The organism is Nonomuraea sp. NPDC049784, assembly GCF_040659615.1.
Classification (GTDB): Bacteria; Actinomycetota; Actinomycetes; order Streptosporangiales; family Streptosporangiaceae; genus Nonomuraea.
The window spans coordinates 1-2,739 of the sequence record NZ_JBFAMX010000960.1 but is presented as its reverse complement, the minus strand read 5'-3'; the positions used below and the strand labels follow the sequence as shown (position 1 = coordinate 2,739).

General features: G+C 68.3%; 3 protein-coding genes. All 3 read right to left on the bottom strand.

Annotated elements, in window-relative coordinates:
• Positions 1–104: 104 nt before the first annotated feature.
• Positions 105–416 carry a UBP-type zinc finger domain-containing protein gene (locus AB0J09_RS61695; RefSeq protein ID WP_360713390.1) on the bottom strand — a complete coding sequence of 104 codons (312 nt, stop codon included), beginning with the start codon at positions 414–416 and terminating at the stop codon, positions 105–107.
• A 149-nt stretch (positions 417–565) separates the two neighbouring features.
• Positions 566–1,459 carry an alpha/beta hydrolase gene (locus tag AB0J09_RS61690; RefSeq protein WP_360713388.1) on the bottom strand — a complete coding sequence of 298 codons (894 nt, stop codon included), beginning with the start codon at positions 1,457–1,459 and terminating at the stop codon, positions 566–568.
• A gap of 287 nt (positions 1,460–1,746) precedes the next feature.
• Positions 1,747–2,739: GAF domain-containing SpoIIE family protein phosphatase (locus tag AB0J09_RS61685; RefSeq protein ID WP_360713386.1), on the bottom strand; the 993-nt coding region annotated here is incomplete at its 5' end.

Genomic DNA, 2,739 nt, shown 5'->3' with positions numbered 1-2,739 from the left:
GCTCGGCCGGCCGGAGGGTGCTCCTCCGCCCCGGGGAACGGCGATGCGCCGTCGTAGTACTGCCGATCTTTCACAGGCTGTTCAGAAATGCTCATTTGTCTCTCTCACACCGACCGCTCGTGTACGTAGCACCATCGCCAGGTCGATCCGGGCTCCAGGGCTGCGACGACCGGGTGGTCGGTTTCCTGATAGTGGGCCCGGGCGTGGCCGCCCGGGGAATCGTCGGAGCAGGCCACCCAGCCGCAGGTCTGACAGGCCAGGAGGCGTTTCCAGGTCCAGCCGAGGTCCAGACATTCCTTGCATTCGGGTACTCCGTGCTCCACAGCCGGGAGCAGGTCGAGATGATCGCAGCGCGGCGCCTGGCCATTGAGGCCGGCGCGAGCGGTCGTGTTCGTTTCCCCTGCGGCCAGGGTCATCGCGACCCCCTCACGGCGACAGCGACGCGAGATGCGCCGGCTGATCAGTTCTCAGTCAACGTGGTCTGCGTGCTGGCGGAAACGCCCAATCCAAGCAGAGCTCATCATCAGCGGCGATCGCGCCCGTATCGCTGATCGCCGACATGAGCTCAGGGCTCCGGTGCTTCATCGACCACCGCCGATCCAGAACGGTGACGTTGCGTGTCTCCGACGCTCCGCCTGGCGTGTCTCGCGGCGTGCCGCTCGGCCCAGCGGACCACGTGGTCGGCGACTCGCTCCCACTCGGGAGCGCCAAGGGCGAAGTGCGGCATATACGCGAACTCCTGGTAGTCGATGATCGCACGAGACTTGCGGTAGCGCCGGTAGGTCTCGCGAACCAGCGTGACGGGGACGGTGTGGTCGGCGCCACCGGCGATCAGCAGAAGTGGGGCGCGGGTGTCGTTGCGCACATCGACCCTGGTGGCAGGGTGCCGTCGTAGGTTGGCGGTGGCGGCCTGGAACAGCGGCCGACCGGGGGCGGGCACGTGGTAGCGCTGGTAGATCTCCTCCGACTCCTGCACGGTCAGGGTGTTGGTGAACGCGTAGCGGAACTGTTTGGCGCTCAGCGCCACGGTCCTGGTGCGGTTGACGGGGTTAGACAGCACCGGGAAGCCTGAACGCAGGCTGCTGAGCGGCAGCCGCAGCACGCCCTGGATCGGGGCAGGGTGGATCGCGACGCCAGCGACGCCGAGGCCGCGATCCAGGAGGATCTGCGTGATCAGGCCGCCGAAGGAGTGGCCGACGATGATGGGTGGCCGAGAATGCTCGCGGATGACCGTCTCGTAGAAGTCGGCCACTTCGGTGACGCCCAGGCCGTTCATTGCCTCTGGGTTCTTGCGCAGGGCTTCGACCTCGATCTCCATGCCTGGCCAGGCCGGGGCGAGAACCTGGTGGCCGAGTTGGGTGTAGCGCTCGATCCAGCCCTCCCAGGCGCGCGGGGTCAGCCACAGCCCATGGATGAGGACAATGGGAGGTTTGGTCTCTGCGTTCTCTGGTCCGGCCATGAAGTGCCTCCTACGAGGTCATTGGTCGATGGCACCCATCCGTATTCAGAGCACAGGAGCAGGCAACCGGCGGAAACGGGCAGTTCGCGCCTAGCTCATCGCCCTAACTGATAACCGCTTCCAGGCGCGCACCGCGAGGCCGGCTCGGTCTGGTGGTCCACGTCATCGAAGAACGTCACCGCCGCACACGCCGCGTTCATGCACGTGAACCGGCGCACCAGTCACAGCCGGTACGGTCTTCGCTGCCCCAGGGGGCGTCGGCCAGTCGCCGGACGCACGCGTCCTAATCAGCTGGGCCGGGATCGTACTGCCGGCCACGTCGGCGCGCCCTGGGCATCGGTCCTGCCTGCCGGCGCTTGGCCGGCAGGAGGCTCGGTTGCCGGGATGCGCAGGGCCAAGAGGGCGATGTCATCGGTGCTGCCGGCAGGCATGCGGGCGAGGATCTCGTCGCAGAAGTCGTCCAGGGGATGGTAGGCCAGGGCGGCGGCGTGGCGGCGAAGACGACCCAGGCCGGTGTCCAAATCGGCGCCGGGGACTTCGATCAGGCCGTCGGTGTAGAGCAGAAGGGTGGAGCCGGGAGGCAGGGGCGCCGTGGCGTCCGGTCGGCTGACGTCGCCCAGGCCGGTGCCCAGCAGCAGGCCTTGTCCCTGTTCGAGGTATTCGGTGTGTCCGTCGGGGGTGACCAAGAGGGGCGGAGGGTGGCCGGCGTTGGTCCATCGCAGTTGCCAGGGGCCGTTCTCTGGCCCCTCAACGCGGGCGAAGAGCACCGTGGCCAGAGGGACATTGGTGATGACGGGGACGGCTTGGTCGAGGCGGTCGATGATGGCGCTGGGCGGTTCCGTCCGATCCCAGGCCAGGGCACGCAGCATGCCGTGCAGTTGGGCCATGCCTGCGGCGGCCGCCAAGTCGTGGCCGATGACGTCGCCGATGACCAGTGCGGTGGCACCGTCACGCAGGAGGAAGGCGTCGTACCAGTCGCCGCCTACCTGGGAGCCTGCGGGAGCGGGCTGGTAGCGGGCAGCAAGCCTCAGCAGGCCGTGTTGAGGCAGGGCGGTGAGCAGGTTGCGCTGCATGGCCTCGGCGATTTCGCGTTGGCGGCCGAACCGCAGGGTGTTGTCGATGGCCAGGCCGACGCGGCGGCCGATGTCGCCGATCAGGGCTACCTCCGTGGCGTCGAAGGGCCGGGCAGCGTCGGTACGGGCCAGGGTGAGAGCGCCCGTGACCCGGCCGACGACACCCAGCGGCACGATGACGGCGGAGGCGGCGCCCAGTGCCTGGAG

Coding starts and splice junctions, on each gene's coding strand:
- AB0J09_RS61695 (WP_360713390.1), bottom strand. CDS start 416: ATGACCCTGGCCGCAGGGGAAACGAACACGACCGCTCGCGCCGGCCTC.
- AB0J09_RS61690 (WP_360713388.1), bottom strand. CDS start 1,459: ATGGCCGGACCAGAGAACGCAGAGACCAAACCTCCCATTGTCCTCATC.